This is a genomic window from Chryseobacterium sp. Chry.R1 (assembly GCF_039645525.1).
In the GTDB taxonomy this organism is placed as follows: domain Bacteria; phylum Bacteroidota; class Bacteroidia; order Flavobacteriales; family Weeksellaceae; genus Chryseobacterium; species Chryseobacterium proteolyticum.
In genome coordinates this window covers 744,618-761,495 of record NZ_CP151793.1, presented here as the reverse complement: position 1 = coordinate 761,495, position 16,878 = coordinate 744,618, and the positions used below count along the sequence as shown (strand labels likewise).

Sequence of the window (16,878 nt, the reverse complement as noted above, 5' to 3'; positions counted from 1 at the left end):
TAATAGTTAGATTTAAATTTTATGCAAAAGTCGGTATTTAAATTTTAACCAATATTAACCCAATGTTAATTTTTAACGAATATTAAGAATTATTAATTTATTGATTTATAGCATTTTAGCTTTTTTGCCTGTTTTTATGTTAAAAAAATGCATTGCATAATACATAAAAAAGTAATATTATTTTTGTTAAAAATACAATGCTATTTCACGGCTTTGAGGCTTAGATCTATGTTTTTAGCCGAGTGTGTAAGGGCTCCGGCAGAAATGTAAGTAACACCTGTAGAGGCAATATCTTTTAGCTCATCACGGGTAATTCCGCCGGAAGCTTCGGATTCACATTTGCCGTTAATCATTTCAACCGCCTGCCTCATTGTTTTCACATCCATATTGTCGAGCATGATTCTGTCTACCTTTGCTTTAATAGCTTCTTCAACTTCTTCAAGATTCCTTGTTTCAACCTCTATTTTCAGTTTTTTCTTGTTCTTTTTAATATAATCTTTTGCCATTTTTACCGCATTGGTAATACTGCCATTATAATCAATATGATTATCTTTCAGCATGATCATGTCATAAAGCCCGTATCTGTGGTTGGTTCCGCCTCCTATAGCAACCGCCCATTTTTCACATATCCTGAAATTAGGAGTGGTTTTTCTTGTATCTAATAATTTGGTTTTTGTCCCCACTAATCTTGAATCCCATTCATGTGTAAGGGTTGCTATACCGCTCATCCTTTGCATGCAGTTCAGGATCAGCCTTTCTGTTGAAAGAATTGATTGAGCAGGTCCTGTAACTATGAAGGCAACATCTCCTACTTTGGCTGCCTCACCGTCTTTAATAAAGGTTTCAACTTTTAGGTTTTTATCGAAAGTTGTAAAGATAATTTCAGCTAATTCAACTCCAGCAAGGATACAATTTTGCTTAACCAGAAGTTGAGCACTTTGTTTAAGATCTTTTGGAATTGTTGATAAGGTAGAATGATCACCATCCTGGATATCTTCTTCCAGAGCAGATTTTATAAATGTTTTAAGTGCTTTATCTGTTACGTAGTTTGGCTTTTTCATGTTCTTTATACTTGGTTAAGCTAAATCTTTATTATAAAATGCCCCCTTATTTTCAGTCATTTCCATAGATTGGGTAATGATGAGATGAGCAACGGTTGTTAAGTTTCTCAGTTCGGATAATTGAGGGGAAAGAATAGAGTAGCGATAGATTTCATCTACAGCCGCGGCAATTTCATGGTGTTTTTGAAGAGCCATTTTTAAACGTCTGTTGCTTCGTACGATGCCCACCAGATCACTCATCATTTCCTGAAGTTGTTTTCTGAGGTAGCTTACAATAACCATTTCATCAATAATTTTCATTCCTTCCTCGTTCCATTCCGGAACAGCTTTTAAATCATCAAAATTAAAGTTGTTATCCTTTAAAAGCTCTACGGTTTTCATCGCTGCATTATGCCCAAACACAAGTCCTTCTAGTAAAGAGTTGGAAGCAAGTCTGTTAGCTCCGTGTAAGCCGGAGTTGGTGCATTCACCCACGGCAAATAAATTTTTGATAGAAGATTGTCCGTCTCTGTCCACTTCAATTCCTCCCATCAGATAATGGCAGGCGGGAACTACAGGAATTAATTGAGTGAAAGGATCAATGGCTTCTTCTTTGCATTTTTTATAAATATTAGGGAAATGGTCTAAAAATTTTTCCTGATTCATTTCCCGGCAATCCAGACCTACATATTCATCTCCGGAAATTTTCATTTCGTTGTCTATAGCCCTTGCTACAATATCTCTGGAGGCAAGTTCCTCACGTTCATCATATTTATGCATGAACTTTTCTCCTCTTTTTGTTCTGAGTTTTGCTCCATCACCACGTACTGCCTCTGAAATCAGAAATAACATTCCGTCAATTTTGCTATACAGGGCTGTAGGGTGGAACTGGTAATATTGCATGTTGGAAACATTTCCTTTTGCGCGGGCTACAAATGCAATTCCGTCACCTGTCGCAATAGTGGGATTGGTTGTGTTTTTATAAACATGGCCAGCACCTCCGGTTGCAACGAGTGTTATTTTTGAAGTTATTTTTTTTATGGTTTTGGATTTTTCATCCAAAATATATGCACCATAACAATGGATGTCTCCTTCATTTAATTCTTTTCCGGGAACATGGTGCTGAGTGATAATGTCAATAACGTAATGGTGATCGAGAATTTCGATGTTTTGACTGTTTTTGGCCGTCTGTAAAAGAGCTCTTTCTATCTCAAATCCAGTGATGTCTTTATGATGAACAATTCTGTTTTCTGTATGTCCTCCTTCTCTTCCTAAGGCAAATTCTCCATTTTTCATGTCGAATTGAGCACCCCATTCTACAATTTCATTAAACCTTGCGGGAGCTTCTTTTACCACCATTTCTACCACATCGCGTTTACTTTCTCCATCTCCGGCACGCATGGTGTCTTCAATGTGTTTTTCGAAATTGTCTTTCTTGAAATCCGTAACGACAGCTAAGCCGCCCTGAGCATATTTTGTATTGCTTTCATCTTCATCAGATTTTGTTACTATTATTATATTGGCATCAGGAAGTTGTTCAGAAACTTTAATTGCATAAGAAAGTCCCGAGATTCCGGAACCAATTATTAATACATCCGCTTTTATCATATGCTTGCTTTAAGACAATGGTCTAATCATTAAATAAATTTAAACAATTTTTCGTTTGGTTTCCGTACTTTTTTCATGTGCTGGAAATGATCTTCATCAGATCTGTAGCCCATTGCCAGTGTAACCGTTACTTTTTCTGTTTTCGGATCCAGATTTAGGATGTTTTCGATAAGATCTTCGCGAAACCCCTCCATGGGGCAAGTATCTACATTTTCAATAGCGGCAGCATACATTAGGTTGGCTAAGACTATATAGGATTGTTTTTCAGCCCAATTGAAAATTTCGTCATCCTTTTTTTGAACAATATGCTGGTTAATGCTCTTTTTGAAAGGATCAAGTGTTTCCAGTGGAATATTTCTCACTTCAGAAATGTGGTTAAAATAACCTCTTATATAACTTTCATCAATTGTTTTTTTAGAAACAATTACAATAAGGTGAGAACATGTAGAAATTTGAGATGGATTATAGAAAGCCGGAATAAGCTTTTGTTTCATTTCTTCGCTTTCAACAACTAAGATCTTGTACGGCTGAAGTCCCAAAGAGCTGGCAGACAATTTCCCCGACTCAAGAATGTTATGAAGGGTTTCCTGAGGAATAATCTCTTTGTTGAATTTTTTTACAGAATATCTTCTGCTTAAAGCTTCCAAATAATTCATAAGACAAATTTAAGAATTGAATATGAATAAAATGGAGTTATCAGGAAATATCTGTTTATAAATAATATGAAAAAGGATTGCTTCAAAAAATGAAACAATCCTTTTTTTATGTGAATACGGATATTATTCTCTATTCTTTACCAATATCCATCCGGAATATTTGATAGCGGTATTTTTTTTGTCGTTTTCATTCCATGTTACGGAAAACCAGTAGCTGCCAGTAGAAACTTTTCTGCCAGCTATCGTTCCATCCCATTTGTATTTATTGGATTTATCACCCTGATGGAGTTTCGCCCCATACCGGTCGAAAATACTGAAAACTAAATTTTGTTTACCGGACAGTGCGGAGTAATCGATAACATCATTCACTCCGTCGCCGTTCGGAGTGATCACATTGACCAGATTTGGAACGGTAACGGTAATATCTATTGGCTCACAGTCATAGGCGTCTTTTACAAATATATTGGCTTCACCTCGTGGTAAATTAGAAAAGACATTGGAATTTTGCCAGTTGATATTGTCCAACGAGTATTGATAAGGAGGTGTTCCTCCTATTACATTTACGGTTATGGTATTGCTGGAAATATCAACATTGTTGATGACCGGTTGTTCAGAAGGGTATACGGTTACATTCTGAGTAGCAGTACACTCACCGGTTTTTAATTTTACCCAGTAAACACCTACTCCCACATCAGTAATGCTCTGGGTTGTTGCTCCGGTACTCCAAAGATAGGATGCGAAACCCGGACCTGCGTCCAGAGTAGTTTTGTCTTCAATACAGATTATTTTGTCTTTTAAAACTGTAGAAAGAACAGGAGCGATCACCACTAGGGTGACTTTGGCTATCGCATAGCATCCGTTTGAGTTCGTAACTCTGATATATACAACACCATTAGGGGCAATATAATTTGCCGGTGTGGTGATTTCATTGGTTCCGTTCATTGCATCCGTTAGCGATGGATAATATTTTTTGGTTACCCCTAATTGTGTAGTTACCGAAGCGGCCGTCAGGTTGAAAGATGCTGTTGCAGGACTCGATTCAATAAAACAGGACCTTAGGGTAGCATCATTTACAGTGACAATGGGGGCTACTTTTAAGGCTATTGTAGCATCATTGTTATCGCATAATACCGACGATGGGTCTTTTATAACTACAGAAATATTGGTATCTGTGGTATACTGGAAATTTGTAGGATTTGGAATCGGGGTTCCGCTTCCTGTAATATAGTAAGTAAATGTATAATTGCTAGGAGTTGCTGTAAGTTGAGGATTAAATGTTGTTAAGTCTATATTTGCCATTCCGGCAAGGTCAGGACATATGAATTTTGTTATAGCTGTTTGTAGCAGAGGGATTTTGTCTACATAGACCTTTACATTTTTTATAGAGTGTCTCGATCTTGCCCCACCTGTAGAGGCTGAAAACCCAAAATAACCTACTGTCATGGCTGCTGCAGCTCCTGAAGGTGCGAAAGATTGATTAACGATTAAGTTTCCGTCAATGGTTATTTTTACGATCCAGTTGGCCGGAGCTGCAGGATCTACTTCTCCGCTTACCTCTACATGTTTGTAGGTTGTACCTTGGAAGGGTTGTGTGGCATTCAGATCAGGAGAGTGAAAAGAGCTTCCGGGAACATTAAAAAACTCAACATTGTTGGTGTCTGTAGTATTTGCAACCTGACCATATGCAACATGTACTTTACTCATTCCGGAAGTTCCAGTTGCATTGTTATATGTGTCAAATCCGGTAATAAAACCGATCGCATTTTGGGATACTCCCAGTCCGGAGCCCAGAATACTTGCAACAGGAGGGTTGGCGAGATACCAAAATGCAATTCCGTCACCTGTATAAGTCTGATTGGAATCCATTCTGAAATCAAACTCTACTCTCCATTTGTCACAATATTTCAGATTGATGGGTTCGTTTAATCTTATGGAACCTGATCTGTCATTGATATCCGGAGTCAACTGTACAAAATCGGTATTTACAACCGTTGGTGCAACCATTGTCCATCCTGTAGTATTCACAGGGTTTCCTGTTAATTGATAGGTTTGTGAGAAAATCATTACCGGGAAAAAAAGCAGAAAAAGGAGAGTATAAAAGGGTATAGTTTTTTTCATTGTTATAAAGGGTATTAGTTTTTTATGGTTTTATAAATCTTCTATTTTTTGGTAAAAAGAATCACTCCGGAAATAGAAGTGATTCTTTATTTTTTATATGGTTGGTTATTTTTATTAATCTCTGTTTTTTACCAGAATCCAGCCGGAATATTTAATCGCTGTATTCTTTTTATCGTTTTCATTCCATGAAACTGAATACCAGTAGCTGCCCGTGGAGACTTTTCTACCTGCTATTGTTCCGTCCCATTTATATTTATTGGATTTGTCACCCTGGTGAATCTTAGCTCCATACCGGTCATAAATATTAAAGACAAGGTTTTGTTTGTGAGCTAATGCAGAATAATCTATAACGTCATTTACTCCATCTCCGTTTGGCGTAATCACATTGATTATGTTCGGAACAGTTACGCTAATATCTATAGGTTCACAGTCATAAGCGTCTTTTACATATATGTGGCTTTCTCCCCTTGGAAGATTGGTGAATACATTAGAATCCTGCCAGTTGATATTGTCTAATGAGTATTGGTATGCAGGTGTTCCGCCAATAACATTGACCGTCATTGTAGTGCCAGATATGTCTACATTAGTAATAACAGGTTGTTCTGAAGGGTGGACGGTCACATTCTGAGTAGTGGTGCATTCTCCGGTTTTGAGCTGTACCCAATAGACACCAACACCTACATTGGTGATAACCTGGGTAGTCGCTCCCGTACTCCACAGGTAAGAAGCGAATCCTGGGCCGGCATCAAGAGTTGTTTTGTCCTCAATACATATTGTTTTATCTTTTAAAACTGTAGACAGTACAGGTGCTAGTACAACTAATGTAACCTTAGCAACGGAATAACATCCGTTTGCATTATTGGTAACTCTAATATAAGCGACACCGTTAGGAGCGATATAAGCTGCAGGTGTGGTAATTTCATTTGTTCCGTTTAAGGCATCGGTTAATGATGGGTAGTACTTTTTGCTGACGCCAGCTTGTGTCGTTACTGAAGCAGCTGTAAGGTTAAATGACGCTGTTGCCGGACTTGTTTCTATAAAACAGGATCTTAATGTAGCATCATTGACAACCACAACCGGGTTGATGGTGAGTGTAATTTTTGCCACATCTACACAGCCTTGTGGAGTAGTAACTCTTACATATACTGAACCGGCAGGTGATGCATAGGCTGCAGGGGTTACTATTTCGTTAGTTCCCGCATTTAGGTCTGTCAAAGACGGGTAATATTGTTTAGTAACGCCTGGAACAGTAGTAACGGCAGCTGTTGTCAGGTCAAATATTGCGGTTCCTGCATTATTATTGTTGCAGCCTGTTAATGTTACGTCATCCGCAGCAAAAGGAGTAGGATTTAGCTGAATAACCCCGTCGCCATTATCACATAAAGTGGAGGAGGGGTCTCTTACTACTACCGTAATTGTTGTGGGTCCGGAATATTGGAAATTTGTAGGATTGGCAATTGGAGTAGAGCTTCCTAAAACATAATAAGTGAAAATATAATTAGCTGGAATATTTACAAATTGCGAATTATATGAGGTTAAATCCACTGTCCCGTTTCCTGTCGCAGGATTAACACAAACAAACGGTGTAACGGTGCTTTGTAAAATAGGAACCTTATCCACAAATATTTTAGCATTTTTTATTGAATGTCTTGCACTGGCTCCCCCTGTGGCTGCTGAAAATCCAAAATATCCTTGAGTCATACCAATTGCTCCTCCTGAGGGGGCAAATGACTGATCCACAATTAAGACTCCGTCAATTCTTACCTTTATAATCCAGCTGGTGGGATTGGCAAGGTCTGTTTCACCATTTACCTCTACATGTTTATAGGTTGAGCCAACAAATGGCTGTGTAGGATTAAGATCCGGGGAATGAAATGTGCTTCCCGGAGTGTTGTTATATTCAATGTTATTGTTAAGGGAGTTGTTGGTTCCATATAAAATATGAACTTTACTCATTTGTCCTTCTGTAGTATTGTTGAAAATATCAAATCCTACCATTAAGCCCGATGCATTAGCCGGAATTCCAAGGCCTCCTCCTGAAACGAATCCTGTAGGAGGATTAGCTAAATACCAGAAGGTAAATCCATCTCCTCTTCCAAACTGTGCGGTTCCGTTTCCATCAATTCTGAAGTCAAATTCTACCTTCCATTTATCACAATATCTTAAATTAATAGGACTGGCTAATTTTATAGCTCCATATAAGTTTCCCTGATCAGCAGTAAGTTGTATGAAATCAGTATTTACATTTGCACTTGAAACAAGATCCCATCCTGTAGTATTGACGGGATTTCCTGAAAGTTGATAAGTCTGGGATAGAAGATTTCCGGGTAGGTTGGTTAAAAGAACAAAAAGGCAGAAGAGTAAAAGTTTTTTCATTTGGAGTGGGTGAAATAAAGATTTGTTATTTATTCATTTATTTAATTTCGGATGTTTTTCTTTAAAATAGTGATTTGTATTGAAAAGACCACTGCCAATGCTGGAGTGGTCTTTTTTTTGTTAGTCCCTATTTTTAACCAATACCCAGCCGTTATAGTTTGTTTGAGTATTGTTTTTGTCATTTTCGTTCCAGGAGATGGTGTACCAATATGTTGCAGTAGATACTTTTTTACCACTTGCGGTACCATCCCACTTGTAGTTTCTTAATTTGTCAGCTTCGTAAAGCTTATTTCCATATCTGTCGTAAACGATGAATACCAGATTCTTTTTATAGGCTAAAGCAGAATAGTCAATATAATCGTTTACATTATCCCCATTTGGAGTAATTGCATTAATCAGGTTCGGAACAGTGATTTGTACATCAATAGGATCACAGTTATATGAATCTTTAACAAATATTTTATGCTCTCCTCTGGATAAACCGGAGAATACATTAGAGCTTTGCCATGTTGTACCGTTTAATGAGAACTGATATGGGGGTGTACCTCCATTTACATTAATTGTAATCGTGTTATTGGTAATATCAATGCTTGAAATCACCGGTTGAGGTGCAGCTTGTACTTTTACAATCTGACTGGTGAAGCAACTTCCTGTTTTAAGCAGAACCGAATAGATTCCCACCGGAACATTTTGTATGGATTGAGTGGTTGCACCGGTGCTCCATAGGTAGCCGTCAAAACCTGGACCTGCATCTAATGTTGCAGTTTCGTCTATACATATTGTCTGGTCTTTAAGAACAGTTGATGGAACAGGAGGTAAAACAACAAGGGTAATTTTCACAATGGTGTAACAATTATTTCCATCAATTACTTTTACATAGACTACGGCATTTGTTGACACATATGCTTGCGGATTTACAATTTCATTCGTTCCGCCCATTGCGTCTGCTAAAGTTGTGTAGTATTTTTTTATTGCTCCGGCCAGTGGTGTTACATTGGCAGTGGTCAGGTTAAATAAAGCGGATGTTGTATTGGTGTCAATGAAACAGGAGCGAATAGTATCATCATTAGCGACTACTTCAGGAAGAAATGCCAGCGTTATCTGAGCTGTTCCTGTACAACCTTGTGGTGTTGTCACTTTTACATATACGACTCCCGGAGCAGATATGTAGTTTGAAAAGTTAGTGATTTCATTGGTTCCTGCGTTGAGGTCAGCCAGTGTTTTGTAATATTTCTTAACGGCTCCCGGTACTCCCGTTACAGCTGCAGTACTTAGGTTAAATGTTGCTGTCCCGGCTTTATTGTTGTTACAAGCGGAAATAGTTACATTATTTGCTGTAAAAGGCGCCAGAACCAACTGAATCTTTCCGTCGGGATTATCACAAAGGACACCTGCATTGTCTTTAATAACAACAGAGATTGTTGTATTGGTATTGAATTGATAGTTGGTGGGGTTGGCAATAGGTGTTGAACTCCCTAGTACATAGTATGTAAATGTGTAATTGGCAGGGGTATTCACAAACTGTGAATTAAAGGTTGTAAGATTGACCGTGCCATTTCCTGTTGAAGGATTCGGGCATAAGGATTGGGTAACTGAGTTCTGTAAAATAGATACTTTGTCTGTATAGATTTTTACATTTTTTATGGAACTTCTCACTGAAGCGGCTCCCGTAGAAGCTGAGAATCCAAAGTATCCCACTCCCATTGAAGCTGCAGCACCTGCAGGTGCAAATGATTGATTAATGACTGATGTTCCGTCAATTTTCAGGTTGATAATCCAATTGGCCGGAGTAGCAGGATCCACCTGCCCGGTTACTTCCACATGTTTGTAAGTAGCTCCCACCAAAGGAATGGTAGACGTAAGATCAGGTGAGTGAAAGGAGCTTCCGACAGTATTGAAATACTCAATATTATTTGTGTCAGTAGTATTTTGAACCACACCATAGGCAAGATGAACTTTATTCATCTGTCCCCCTGTAGTATTATTGTAGAGGTCAAAGCCGATCATAAGGCCGATTGCATTTTGCGGAATTCCCAGACCTGAACCCAACTGGCTGGTTACGGGAGGATTTTGTAGATACCAAAATGCAAAACCGTCTCCTCTTCCCGACGACGTTCCGTTACCGTCAAGTCTGAAATCAAACTCGATTCTCCATTTATCACAGTACTTCAGGTTGATAGGATCATTAAGTTTGATTGCTCCTGATTTGTTGGTGAGATCATCAGTCAGCATAACAAAATCTGTGTTAACTACGGCAGAAGGAACAACTGTCCATCCTGTCGTATTCACAGGATTTCCGGTGAGCTGATAGGTTTGGGAAAAAAGATTTCCGGATAAACAGGATAAAAGTATAGTGAAATAAAATAGTAGATTTTTATTCATTAATTAGGATGTTTAAAAATTGGACATGTAAATATATTAAATCCTAAGTAATAAATATGTGTTCAGTGTTAATTTTGCAGAAAATATTAATGATTTTTTAATAAAAGTTAATTTGGATAGTAAAATAACTAAATTATTTAACAGAATAATTGAATTTGATAATGGGGTGCTTTTTGATTCTTATTCGTTAAAATAGAGAATTGTTTTCAATATTCTCAAAATAGGTGTCTATTTCTAAATCAGAAGAAGCTGCAGCTGCAACCGCCAGCTTATCACACAGCTCATTTTCAAAATGACCGGCATGCCCTTTGATCCAATGCATTTTAGGAGTATATTGATTGTAAAGAATAACAAACCTTTTCCAGAGATCGGGATTCTTCACATTTTTCCACCCTCTTTTTATCCAGCCGGAAATCCAGTTTTGGTTGATCGCGTCTGCTACATATTTACTGTCTGTAAAAACATGGATATCATTTTCTGTTGACTTTAGCTTTTCCAGAGCCGTAATTACTGCCAGAAGCTCCATCCTGTTATTCGTTGTTTTACGGAATCCTTTAGAAAATGTTTTTTGATAGTTCTTTTCCGGAACACGCATGAGAATTCCATAACCTCCTTTTCCGGGATTTCCACTGCATGCTCCGTCTGTATAAATCTCAATTCTCAAAATTTCAGAAATTGTCTTTTCTTATCAGTTCAACATCATTAAAAAGGGAAGTCGTCATCATCATCAAAATCATTCATCGAAGATCCTGACAATTGGGAGTTGTCCGGAAGATCAAATGCTGCCCCTGGCTGAATGGTTGTTTTTATCTTATCAAAACCACTAGGTTCATTCGAATTAAAACCTGACGGATATCCTGGATTTCCGCCCGTTGCTGCTTCGATATCTCCGAATTTTGCAAAATGTTTAAGGAAAGATAGTCGTACATCGGCAGTAGCACCATTCCTGTGTTTTGCAATAATAAGCTCAGCCTGATTTTCAGTCGAAGTTTCCTGGCCTTCTTCATCATTATCCCAAACCGTGATCTTATAATATTCAGGTCTGAAGATGAAAGATACGATATCAGCATCTTGCTCAATCGCTCCCGATTCTCTAAGATCTGAAAGCTGAGGTCTTTTCCCCGGACGTGTTTCCACACTTCTTGAAAGCTGGGAAAGTGCAATAACAGGGACATTGAGTTCTTTTGCAATTGCTTTTAATGAACGCGAGATCATAGAGATTTCCTGTTCACGGTTTCCTGTCCCTTTTCCACCTCCTCCTGCGGTCATAAGCTGAAGGTAGTCGACCATGATAAGCTTTACACCATGCTGCATTACAAGTCTCCGGCATTTTGCCCGGAAATCGAATATAGAAAGTGATGGGGTTTCGTCAATGAAAAGCGGAGCGTTTTCCAGTTCGGATACATTGGAAAACAATCTTTGCCATTCTTCATCATCTAAGGTTCCCTTTCTTAATTTTTCAGAAGAAATTCTGGTTTCAGAAGCAATCATCCTTGTAATAAGCTGAACAGATGCCATCTCGAGAGAGAACAGCACCATTGGGATTTTATATCCTACCGCAATATTTCGAGCCATGGAAAGAAGGAATGCTGTTTTTCCCATCGCAGGACGAGCCGCGATAATAATAAGGTCGGAATTTTGCCAGCCCCCGGTTTCTTTATCCACATCCCTAAATCCTGAGGGTACTCCGGAAAGTCCTTCTTTGTCTTTCAGGGATTTAATTGTATCAATAGCCTGCTTTACTAAAGAATTTGCAGTATCAAAGCCTTTTTTGATGGTCCCGTTGGTGATTTCAAAAAAAGATTGTTCTGCTTTATCCAGCAGCTCAAAAACATCCGTGGATTCTTTATATGAAGAGTCTATAACGTTTGCTGAAACATTAATCAGACTTCTCAAAATATATTTTTCTAGGATAACACGAACGTGATATTCTATGTGAGCTGAGGAGCTTACTCCCATGGTGAGATCAATAATATAATGATCTCCTCCTGCTGAATTTAATTTGTCTTCCTTTTTTAGGTCTTGTATAATAGTCATTAAGTCAACCGGATGGTTGGCTTCATATAATTTCAAAATGGTAGCAAATATCACCTGATGTCTGGGATCATAAAATACCTCAGGAGTAAGAAGGTCGATGGAATGGTCAAGACCTTTTTTATCAATTAAAAAAGTTCCTATAATCAATCTTTCAAAATCCACTGCATTAGGAGGCATTTTTCCATCTGCAATTGACAATTCTTTCGCAAAATTTCCATGCGTAAGAGATGATAATGTTTCTTTCTGCGCCATTGTGCAAAGATAGTTTATTTAAAAAAAAATTAAAAAATAGTAATCAACAAATTATTCTTAAGGGTTATTAAAATACCACCAATAAAAGATAAGCAATGTTAATAAAAAAATCACCTCGATTTTGAGGTGATTTTTTAAATTCTATTTATAATTTCAATTATTCTCTATTTTTTACCAATATCCATCCACTATAATTCGTTTGAGTATTATTTTTATCATTTTCATTCCAAGAAATGGTGTACCAATATGTTCCGGTAATCACTTTTTTACCGCCGGTAGTTCCATCCCATTTGTAGCCTCTCAGTTTGTCAGCTTCGTACAATTTATTTCCATATCGGTCATAAACGATGAATACTAAATTTTTCTTGTATCCTAGCTCAGAGTAATCTACGTAATCATTTACATTATCTCCGTTAGGTGTGATGGCATTAATTAAATTAGGAACTGTCACTTGAATATCAATCGGAGTACAATCAAAAGAATCCACTACGTATATTTTGTTTTCCCCTCTAGGAAGTCCGGTAAATACGTTAGAATCCTGCCAGTTGGTACCATCCAGTGAATATTTGTATGGTGGTGTTCCTCCTGAAACATTTACAGTAATTGTATTGTTTGTAATGTCTACACTGCTGATCACTGGTTGTTGGGAAGCCTTTACACTTACTTGCTGTACTGTATAGCAAATTCCTGTTTTAAGTTTTACCCAATAACTTCCTATCGCAACGTTTTGGATAGATTGTGTTGTTGCTCCTGTGCTCCACTCATATCCGTCAAAACCAGGCCCCGCATCCAATGTTGTAGTATCTTCAGGGCAAATTGTAACGTCTTTTAAAACCGCCGATTTTACCGGAGGAAGAACTTTAAGGGTGATTTTAGCAATAGCATAACACATATTTGCGCTGAATACTCTTACATAAACATTTCCATTGGCAGAAACATAAGCCGTAGGATTAGCAATTGGATTGGTTCCGCTTACCGCATCGGCCATGGTTTCATAAAATTTCTTCGTGATGGGTGTCTGGCTTGATACGTTAGCTGTTGTTAAGTCAAATTTTGCTGTTGTAATATTGGTGTCGATATAGCAGGATTCAATTTCTGCATCATTCACCACTACTACCGGAAAGAATTTCAAGGTGATTGCCGAGTCGTCTGAACAGTTTTCAGGCGTTGTTACTTTTACATATACTGTTTTTTCTCCTGAAACGTAAGCGGCAGGATTCATAATCTGGTTGGTTCCTGCATTTAAATCGTTCAATGTAGGATAATATTTTTTTGTCGCGGTACCAGAATATGTATTGGCCAACGTCAGGTTGAATGTCCCTGTCCCCGCACCATTATTATTACAAGCATAAATGGTATCGTCACTTGCCACAATGTTTCCCTGCCTGAATTTAAATTTCCCTGTCTGGAAACAGCCGTTAATCGGATTGTTAGGGTTATTCGGATCTGTATATTTTAATCGGTAGTAGTAGATCGTTGTAGCATCTACCATCGTAGGGCTTGGTAATGGGTTTGATCCCGTTATCGCATCATTTACATTATCATGATAAGTAACGGTAAAATTTGCATTTCCATTTAGAATCCCTGTTGTTAATGAGTTGAAGTCAAATGAAGTTGGCAAAGCACACTTCAGGATTTCATTTGGAGAATCCGGAGTAGGACCAGGTACCCCAGGTGTAATAAATGGATTCGGTGTTACTGCCGGATCATTAAATGCTGAAGTTAAAGTAGCTGTTCCACCCCACGTCATGGAAAAACCATGTGCTGTGTGTGAGTAATTATCAACAATCAAATAATAAGTTTCTCCGGCAACTACGTCCATATATGCACTCATAGCCTCATCAGTGTTTGTGCCGGTAAGTGTGAGACTTAAACCAGTTGGTCCGTCTGCAGGAGAATAATTACATCTGATTGGTGGGCTTAAAGCGCCACATGTTTGATTAGGACCATAAACACCAAAGTCATAGTCATCAGAATACTGATTAGGAGTAATAAGGAATGTTAAAGTTCCTGAAGTGGCTATGGTAAAAGAATACCAAACACTATAATGCTCGTCAGTGGCCAAACATCCCATTAAGTCTTCCTGAATATTACCATGACCACTAGGGGTGTAGGAAATATCAGAATTTCCACATACGGGAATTGCAGTGATACAGTCCGACTGTGAAAAATATATTTGATAAGTAAATAAAATAAAAAGAAGTAAGAATTTTCTCATTTTAAAATGAATTTAATGTAACAAAAATAGCGAAAATAACAAGATAATTGGATTATAGTTCGCTCGAATTAATAAAAACCGCTTAAAAAAGCGGTTTTTATCAAAAAATATGACTATTCTCTGTTTTTTACCATAATCCAACTGGAGAATTTGATAGGTGTATTTTTCTTATCATTTTCGTTCCATGTCACAGAATACCAGTAAGTTCCTGTTGAAACTTTTTTGCTTCCGTTGGTAGTACCATCCCATTTGTAACCATTCGTTTTGTCAGCTTGGAATATTTTTGCACCGTATCTGTCATAAATACTTAATATCAGGTTTTGCTTTCCTGCCAGTGCAGAATAATCAATCACATCATTCACACCATCATTATTAGGAGTGATCACATTGACTAAATTAGGAACAACCACATTGATGTCAATCGGTTCACAATCATAAGAATCTTTAACATAAATATGATTATCTCCTCTTGGTATATTATTGAATACATTAGAATCTTGCCAGTTGATGTTATCCAATGAATATTTATATGGCGGAGTACCTCCGATTACATTTACAGTAATCGTATTTGTTGCTATATCAACATTAGATATAACAGGTTGCTCAGACGCATAAACTGTTACAGTTTGGTTGGTAGTACATTCCCCGGTTTTCAATTGTACTGAATAAGTACCAACAGTTACATTACTGATGGTTTGTGTCGTAGCACCTGTGCTCCATAAATACCCGTCAAATCCAGGTCCTGCATCCAGTGTAGTTGTGTCTTCCATACAGATTATTTTATCTGCAAGGACTGTAGATTTTACAGGAGGCAATACGATCAGATTTACTTTTGCAACAGTATAACAATTATTTGCATTGATCACTTTGATATAAACCACACCATTCGGTGCAATGTACGGAGATGGCGTAGTGATTTCGTTGGTTCCGTTAACAGCGTCTGTCATGGATGGGTAATACTTTTTAGTAATACCCGGCTGTGTTGTTACGGAAGCGGCTGTAAGATTGAAAGATGCCGTTGAAGGATTCGATTCAATGAAACAAGATCTAAGGGTAGCCTCATTTACCACGACTACAGGATGGAATGCTAAGGTGATTTTTGCAGTGGTAGTACATCCAGCTGTAGAAGTTATTAAAACATATACTGGTCCGCCTGCTGAAGTATACTGATATGGATTTGTGATCTCACTAGTCCCCGCGTTAAGATCCGTAAGGGTAGGATAGTATTTTTTTGTCACGGTTGGGTCGGCAATTACAGCAGCAGTGGTCAGGTCGAATATAGCAGTACCCGTATTGTTGTTATTACATTCTGTTAATGTGACGTCAGTTGCGGTAATGGCCCTTTGTATGAATTTAAATTTACCCGGAATTCTACACCTGTTAATTGCGGTCGCAGGAGCGCCGGGAACTGCATAGGTGATTGCATAATAATATACGTCTGTCGTATTAACCGGTATTGGAGTTGTTATTGGGCTATTACCGGATATAGCATCATTTGAATTTTTGTAATATGATACTGAAAAATTAGGATTGTTATTTATAATTCCTGCAGATAATGTAGTGAAATTAAAAATTGCAGGATTTTCACATATAATAACTTCTCGAGGGTCATTGGGATTTGCCCCCGGGCTTCCCGGTTCCATAAAAGGATATGGTTGGTAAGCACTATTAAAAGGAGAGACTAAAGTAGCTGTTCCTCCCCATGATAATACAAAACCGTTGACACTGTGAGAAAAATTGTCAACAATAAGATAATATGTCTGGCCGGCTACAACGTTCATATGAGAGCAGAAAGGTGGGCCTATTGCGCTTTCTGATGTACCGGTAGCTGTCATGTTCAGTCCTGTAGGGCCGGGAGTACCAGAATAATTACACCTTATGGGAGTTCCTAAATTACTACATGTAACATCCGGACCGTATACGGCCCAATCATAATCGTCACTAGGGTCATTTGGATTTATATTAAACGTTAGTGTACCTGATGAGGCGATAGTGAATGTATACCAGATTGAAAAGTGCTCAGTGCTAAGGCAACCTCCTAAGTTTTCAAGTACATCTCCGGGGCCTGTAGGAGTGAAAGAAATAGGGGTGTTTCCACAAACCTGAACATTTCCACCACAATCAGAGCTATTTTGAGCAAAACTTATCTGAGATATAATTATCAGAAAAATAAGTAGAATTTTTTTCATTT

The 16,878-nt window shown here is 38.0% G+C and carries 10 protein-coding genes; all 10 read right to left on the bottom strand.

Going from position 1 to position 16,878, the window contains the following annotated elements:
• Positions 1–200 precede the first annotated feature (200 nt).
• The 10 genes from nadC to AAEU33_RS03520 all read right to left on the bottom strand — a co-directional run bounded on the left by nadC (position 201) and on the right by AAEU33_RS03520 (position 16,876).
• Positions 201–1,061: a carboxylating nicotinate-nucleotide diphosphorylase gene (nadC, locus tag AAEU33_RS03565; RefSeq protein ID WP_345990953.1), complete on the bottom strand. Its 861-nt coding sequence runs from the start codon at positions 1,059–1,061 to the stop codon at positions 201–203.
• Positions 1,062–1,076: 15 nt separating this feature from the next.
• Positions 1,077–2,648, bottom strand: a complete 1,572-nt coding sequence (gene nadB / locus AAEU33_RS03560) for an L-aspartate oxidase (RefSeq protein ID WP_345990952.1) — start codon at positions 2,646–2,648, stop codon at positions 1,077–1,079.
• Between the two features lie 29 nt (positions 2,649–2,677).
• On the bottom strand, positions 2,678–3,304 hold the full coding sequence (locus AAEU33_RS03555; protein ID WP_345990951.1) for an NAD(P)H-dependent oxidoreductase: 627 nt from the start codon (positions 3,302–3,304) through the stop codon (positions 2,678–2,680).
• A 123-nt stretch (positions 3,305–3,427) separates the two neighbouring features.
• Complete coding sequence (locus tag AAEU33_RS03550; RefSeq protein ID WP_345990950.1) at positions 3,428–5,422, bottom strand: T9SS type B sorting domain-containing protein; 1,995 nt, start codon at positions 5,420–5,422, stop codon at positions 3,428–3,430.
• A 114-nt stretch (positions 5,423–5,536) separates the two neighbouring features.
• On the bottom strand, positions 5,537–7,798 hold the full coding sequence (locus AAEU33_RS03545; RefSeq protein WP_345990949.1) for a T9SS type B sorting domain-containing protein: 2,262 nt from the start codon (positions 7,796–7,798) through the stop codon (positions 5,537–5,539).
• A gap of 120 nt (positions 7,799–7,918) precedes the next feature.
• Positions 7,919–10,180: a T9SS type B sorting domain-containing protein gene (locus tag AAEU33_RS03540; RefSeq protein ID WP_345990948.1), complete on the bottom strand. Its 2,262-nt coding sequence runs from the start codon at positions 10,178–10,180 to the stop codon at positions 7,919–7,921.
• A gap of 187 nt (positions 10,181–10,367) precedes the next feature.
• Positions 10,368–10,844: a ribonuclease HI gene (rnhA, locus tag AAEU33_RS03535; protein ID WP_172282269.1), complete on the bottom strand. Its 477-nt coding sequence runs from the start codon at positions 10,842–10,844 to the stop codon at positions 10,368–10,370.
• 38 nt (positions 10,845–10,882) lie between these two features.
• Complete coding sequence (gene dnaB, locus AAEU33_RS03530) at positions 10,883–12,469, bottom strand: replicative DNA helicase (protein ID WP_273650453.1); 1,587 nt, start codon at positions 12,467–12,469, stop codon at positions 10,883–10,885.
• A 157-nt stretch (positions 12,470–12,626) separates the two neighbouring features.
• Entirely contained in the window at positions 12,627–14,687 is a 2,061-nt protein-coding gene (locus AAEU33_RS03525; RefSeq protein WP_345990947.1) for a gliding motility-associated C-terminal domain-containing protein, read from the bottom strand.
• Positions 14,688–14,800: 113 nt separating this feature from the next.
• Entirely contained in the window at positions 14,801–16,876 is a 2,076-nt protein-coding gene (locus AAEU33_RS03520) for a gliding motility-associated C-terminal domain-containing protein (protein WP_345990946.1), read from the bottom strand.
• Between the last annotated feature and the right edge of the window lie 2 nt (positions 16,877–16,878).

Excerpts from the sequence above, each read along its gene's own strand:
- nadC (WP_345990953.1), bottom strand. The coding sequence starts at position 1,061 with ATGAAAAAGCCAAACTACGTAACAGATAAAGCACTTAAAACATTTATA.
- nadB (WP_345990952.1), bottom strand. The coding sequence starts at position 2,648 with ATGATAAAAGCGGATGTATTAATAATTGGTTCCGGAATCTCGGGACTT.
- AAEU33_RS03555 (WP_345990951.1), bottom strand. The coding sequence starts at position 3,304 with ATGAATTATTTGGAAGCTTTAAGCAGAAGATATTCTGTAAAAAAATTC.
- AAEU33_RS03550 (WP_345990950.1), bottom strand. The coding sequence starts at position 5,422 with ATGAAAAAAACTATACCCTTTTATACTCTCCTTTTTCTGCTTTTTTTC.
- AAEU33_RS03545 (WP_345990949.1), bottom strand. The coding sequence starts at position 7,798 with ATGAAAAAACTTTTACTCTTCTGCCTTTTTGTTCTTTTAACCAACCTA.
- AAEU33_RS03540 (WP_345990948.1), bottom strand. The coding sequence starts at position 10,180 with ATGAATAAAAATCTACTATTTTATTTCACTATACTTTTATCCTGTTTA.
- dnaB (WP_273650453.1), bottom strand. The coding sequence starts at position 12,469 with ATGGCGCAGAAAGAAACATTATCATCTCTTACGCATGGAAATTTTGCG.
- AAEU33_RS03525 (WP_345990947.1), bottom strand. The coding sequence starts at position 14,687 with ATGAGAAAATTCTTACTTCTTTTTATTTTATTTACTTATCAAATATAT.
- AAEU33_RS03520 (WP_345990946.1), bottom strand. The coding sequence starts at position 16,876 with ATGAAAAAAATTCTACTTATTTTTCTGATAATTATATCTCAGATAAGT.